The sequence below is a fragment of the Vreelandella sp. L-15 genome, from assembly GCF_056857635.1.
Map to the genome: position 1 here is coordinate 1 of NZ_JBSXNN010000098.1, position 4,027 is coordinate 4,027.

A 4,027-nucleotide genomic window follows, 5' to 3' on the forward strand; every position below is an offset into this window, starting at 1 on the left:
AAAAGTGATGCTGATTATCGCGGCGGCGGCCGGTGTTGCGTACTTTACCATCAAATAGCCCGATAGATTGAGAGCTAACAAGTTGCTCCACGCGGAAAAATTACTCGCTGCGCGCCCAATTTTCCGGTGAGCAAGGCGTTAGCACCTCATGTCCGACGACTGTCGTTTACATCATCCGCAAGCCAAGCCTTGATCAGCGATTGATAAGGCATGTCCCGCTTGTTGGCTTCGATCTTGATCCGATCAAGCAGAGTTTCCGGCAACCGGAGTGAGATGGTCTTGGTTGATGGTTTCAGCTTCGGGAACGATGCCGGCTTGGCCTGGCTCCAATCCAGGTAGTCGGTGGAATCGTGAGTTTCCCAGAATTCCCGTTCTTCTGCTTCAGTTTTGAACTCAGGCATCTTTTTTGGCTTGCTCATAAACAGCCCTCTCTTTTCGGTGCATGTCGCGAGCGGAAATCACCCGAATCAGCGTACCGTTCTGCCTCAGTGTGAACGTGATGTGGAGCAATCTCTCGTCATCTGTTTCACCAAGAGCATGAAAACGGGCCTCAGTCTGGCTGTGTTTGGAATCCTCCAACACCAGAAGCGGCTCATTAAAGAAAATTTCTTCCGCTTCGGACTGGTTTACGCCATGTTTCTCCACGTTTTTTCGGGAGTTGCCTTCGTCCCAGTCAAAGCCAGTAACTTGTGCCCAATTGATCATAAAAGTATATTATCAGCATATACGCAGGCGTCAACAAGTGCTAACCAATGCAGGCACGGCGACGCCCACTACATTGCGCCCTCGGCTCCATTTCGTGGGCGCGCATGCTGCAGGCGTTAGGCAACGTCAAACCTGCACCTATAAAATTTGTACTCTGCTCAGGTCGACTATTGAGGTCTCATCGATCGAGAAAACTCATAAGGAAAAAATCTATGAAAATCGTTACTCTATACAATCATAAAGGTGGCGTATCTAAAACTACTTCGACCTTCAATTTGGCCTCTTATCTGGCGGAGAAGGGAAAAAAGGTCTTGATGGTCGACGCAGATCCCCAATGTAATCTCACTGAGATAGCGTTGGCCCCGCTTATCGAACAAATTGACACGGACGCAGCGGAGTCTCACGCTGAAAATGTTCCTGAACTTCCTGGCACAAGTCTACTTGATGCGCTCAATCAGCGTATTGAGGGGGATGCAGCCTTTATTGATATTGACAAAATTGAGACAGTAAATATTGGCGATAATCTTCAGCTTCTAAGAGGTTCAGTAGACCTCAGTTCAATTGAAGATGAACTGTCAGAAGCTCATCTCCAGCGTTTAGCAATGCGTACAAATCTTATGCGTACATATATTGCTACCGGTGATTTTTTGTCGAGGCTAGCCGAACAATTACAATTAGACTACATATTTATTGATGTAGGCCCAAGCTCGGGCGCGCTTACTCGTTCGTTCTTTCTGGTGTGTGACGCATTTTTTATTCCGGTTGCACCTGATCGATTTAATGTACAAGCAGTGGGCACTTTAGCAAAGATCGTGGACCGTTGGATGTCTGAGCACGCGCTAGTTAAGAAACAATATGAAGACCTTGGCCTTCCAATTAGACCAGGCACGCCAGCATTTTTGGGAGCCATAGTTCAGGCTTTTAAATCTTATGCTGGAGCACCGAAACCGGGCTTCAAACTATGGATGGATCGCCTTCCAACCGAAATAACGAAGCAGTTGAAACCTGTTTTTGATAAGCATAGTAAGGCATCGAAACTTTACCTTCCAACGTCCATCAATCCGGTGGTTGCTAAAGTACCTGACTTCAATCAGTTGGCGCCACTGATGCAGGAAGTTGGAAAAGCTGTTTTCAGTCTCCAGCAGACAGATACCGCGCGGATTACTCCAACCGGTAAGCCGTGGGCAGGCAATAATTGGACACAAGCCCAAAGAAGAATGAATGACTACAAAGAACTCTTCGGAGAAATAACTGCAGTCCTAGAAAAACTGAATTAAGGCTGGATTGAAATGGCCATTGAGCTTAAGCAACACTATGTCGCTTTTTTAGATATCCTAGGTTTCACGGCAATGGTGGGGTCGGACGTTACTAGTGAAAACCAACCGCATCTAGGTAAGCTATTTCGCTGTCATCAAAGCGCAGGAAATATTTTCAAAGATGATCCCTATTGCACAGTCACGCAATTTTCAGACTCAATTGTTGTGGCTAAGCCGTTCGAGGTAAATGGATTTGAGTGGTTTGCGACCAAGGTTGCAGAATATCAACGATTGTTATTGGACGAAGGTCTGATCTGCCGCGGGGGTATCGCCGTTAACAAACATTTCTCAAATGGAACATTCACTTTCAGCGCTGGACTTATTGATGCATATCTTGTGGAAAGCACCGTTGCACGTTTTCCGCGTGTTGTAGTATCACGAGACCTCATTGATCTTATATATCCCGACCAAGATGAATATCCAAAATTTCTAATAAAAGAAGACGACGGCTTAGTCTTTGTCGACTATCTCGGCCTCTTCAAAGATCAAGGAACGGAAAAGTTGACGACCTCAATTGTCGGGATTGTGTCGGGGCTGACTGCTAGTAAAAAACCTTCATTACGTGAAAAGGGAATGTGGCTTTCGAGCTATTCAGATGCTGTACTTGGCACGGAGCTGACTCCACCTAGGTTTACTGGCGGCAATATCGAGAAAGGTGTTGATGGCCAATTAAAGTGACCCAGGTGGGATAAAATAAATGGCCACTGACAAAAGCATGTAGCGTTTAAAAGGCAGCCTAACCAGTGCAGGCACGGCGACGCCCATTACATTGCGCCTCCGGCTCCATTCCATGGGCGCGCATGCTGCAGACGTTAGGCCGCTACCAAGCATTCTCGGAACCTCAGCCAATGAACACAAGAACGACCGTCCACGTCGACACTCTGTTCGCAGAGACTGGCGCCATATCCTTTGGTTACACGCCAGAGACAGACCGCGTTTACATCTCTGTGGCCGACCCTACAGACAAGCGCCGTGCTACTCACTTGATCTCTCTCAGTCAAGACGACCTTGCAAACTTCAAGACTTTGCTGGGGAAGCTTGATGAGGTCATAAAGCAGGAAAAGGCAAAGCTCTACCTCAGCCAAACGCGCGGTGGTAGATTCGATCAGTCCGGGGATACGGTGTCAATTCCAATTGGCGATTCCAATATTTCAATTCCCAAAGATCTTTACTCTGAGGTTTCTTCGCTTGTAAGCCAAGGGCAGACTCTTGTGGCCGCTTCTAGAATTAGCTCAGCTCTTCCGTGGCTCGGGTTGCCAGGTGCGCGTACAGTTGCTCAGTCAATTTGTGATTACCAGCAGGCAATAGGTGACCGCACTTAAAGGAGATAAAACGTGACAACCGAGTCCAATAGCAAATATACAGTCGTGATTGCTCCGAGCAAGGATAAACTGCTAGATGAGGTCAATAGCTTGATTGAGGCAGGTTGGACCCCGCAGGGAGGCTTAAGTATTGAATACCCAGCAAATGCGGTATTGCCAATGTACGGGCAAGCCCTCGTAAAGGGTCTTGGCACCGGCGCGGGTTGAGCATGACACCCACTCCGCCTTCCGTTCGCAAGTACACCATTGAACTTGCACCAAGCAAGGATGCCTTGGTGCGCAAGGTCAATGAACGCCTCGAAATGGGCTGGGAACTACAAGGACCACTGTCGATAAAGTATCCGAAGAACGCCTTGCTTCCTATGTACGGTCAGGCATTAGTCTGGAGAAAGGAATCGGAGTTGCCAACAGCTTCATCCAGCAGCTCGGGATGCCTTGGCGTTGTCCTGCTCTTCGCATTTATGCCGCCGGCAGCCGCCGTGGCTGCGTATTTGTTCTAGGAGTTGGTTGGTAGGCTAGTGCACAGCGGCCTAACAATTCATTGGTTCTTCGTCACTTCACGTGGATTTGGCCTGATCGAATAGGCGGCCCACCGGGCTGCCAATCAGGTAGATCATGGCGATAAAGTTGGCCTCGTTCCGGTAGCCACGTGCCCGTGACCGAGCCGCTTGGAACAGACCATTC

General features: G+C 48.4%; 7 protein-coding genes. 5 read left to right on the plus strand and 2 right to left on the minus strand.

The genetic code is table 11. The features are described from left to right. Window positions 1–146: 146 nt before the first annotated feature. Together AC13CY_RS15650 and AC13CY_RS15655 are read right to left on the minus strand one after the other, a co-directional pair. Window positions 147–419 carry a BrnA antitoxin family protein gene (locus AC13CY_RS15650; RefSeq protein ID WP_054641814.1) on the minus strand — a complete coding sequence of 91 codons (273 nt, stop codon included), beginning with the start codon at window positions 417–419 and terminating at the stop codon, window positions 147–149. Continuing rightward, a complete protein-coding gene (locus AC13CY_RS15655) occupies window positions 394–705 on the minus strand; it encodes a BrnT family toxin (protein WP_054641813.1) in 312 nt (103 codons plus the stop codon). Before AC13CY_RS15655 ends, AC13CY_RS15650 begins: the two co-directional genes overlap by 26 nt. Window positions 706–917: 212 nt before the next feature. Here AC13CY_RS15655 and AC13CY_RS15660 point away from each other — a divergent pair, with 212 nt between their 5' ends. From AC13CY_RS15660 to AC13CY_RS15680, 5 genes are all read left to right on the plus strand, one after another. Beyond that, on the plus strand, window positions 918–1,982 hold the full coding sequence (locus AC13CY_RS15660) for a ParA family protein (RefSeq protein ID WP_483052779.1): 1,065 nt from the start codon (window positions 918–920) through the stop codon (window positions 1,980–1,982). A 12-nt stretch (window positions 1,983–1,994) separates the two neighbouring features. Continuing rightward, window positions 1,995–2,699, plus strand: coding sequence for a hypothetical protein (locus AC13CY_RS15665; protein ID WP_483052780.1), 705 nt, complete (start codon window positions 1,995–1,997; stop codon window positions 2,697–2,699). A 122-nt stretch (window positions 2,700–2,821) separates the two neighbouring features. Then, a complete protein-coding gene (locus AC13CY_RS15670; protein ID WP_483052781.1) occupies window positions 2,822–3,343 on the plus strand; it encodes a hypothetical protein in 522 nt (173 codons plus the stop codon). A gap of 12 nt (window positions 3,344–3,355) precedes the next feature. Then, the gene (locus AC13CY_RS15675; RefSeq protein ID WP_172515565.1) at window positions 3,356–3,550 is read left to right on the plus strand and encodes a DUF1737 domain-containing protein; all 195 of its coding nucleotides are present in this window, start codon (window positions 3,356–3,358) and stop codon (window positions 3,548–3,550) included. Window positions 3,551–3,552: 2 nt separating this feature from the next. Continuing rightward, the gene (locus AC13CY_RS15680; RefSeq protein WP_483052782.1) at window positions 3,553–3,843 is read left to right on the plus strand and encodes a hypothetical protein; all 291 of its coding nucleotides are present in this window, start codon (window positions 3,553–3,555) and stop codon (window positions 3,841–3,843) included. Window positions 3,844–4,027 lie beyond the last annotated feature (184 nt).

Coding starts and splice junctions, on each gene's coding strand:
- AC13CY_RS15650 (WP_054641814.1), bottom strand. CDS start 419: ATGAGCAAGCCAAAAAAGATGCCTGAGTTCAAAACTGAAGCAGAAGAA.
- AC13CY_RS15655 (WP_054641813.1), bottom strand. CDS start 705: ATGATCAATTGGGCACAAGTTACTGGCTTTGACTGGGACGAAGGCAAC.
- AC13CY_RS15660 (WP_483052779.1), top strand. CDS start 918: ATGAAAATCGTTACTCTATACAATCATAAAGGTGGCGTATCTAAAACT.
- AC13CY_RS15665 (WP_483052780.1), top strand. CDS start 1,995: ATGGCCATTGAGCTTAAGCAACACTATGTCGCTTTTTTAGATATCCTA.
- AC13CY_RS15670 (WP_483052781.1), top strand. CDS start 2,822: ATGCTGCAGACGTTAGGCCGCTACCAAGCATTCTCGGAACCTCAGCCA.
- AC13CY_RS15680 (WP_483052782.1), top strand. CDS start 3,553: ATGACACCCACTCCGCCTTCCGTTCGCAAGTACACCATTGAACTTGCA.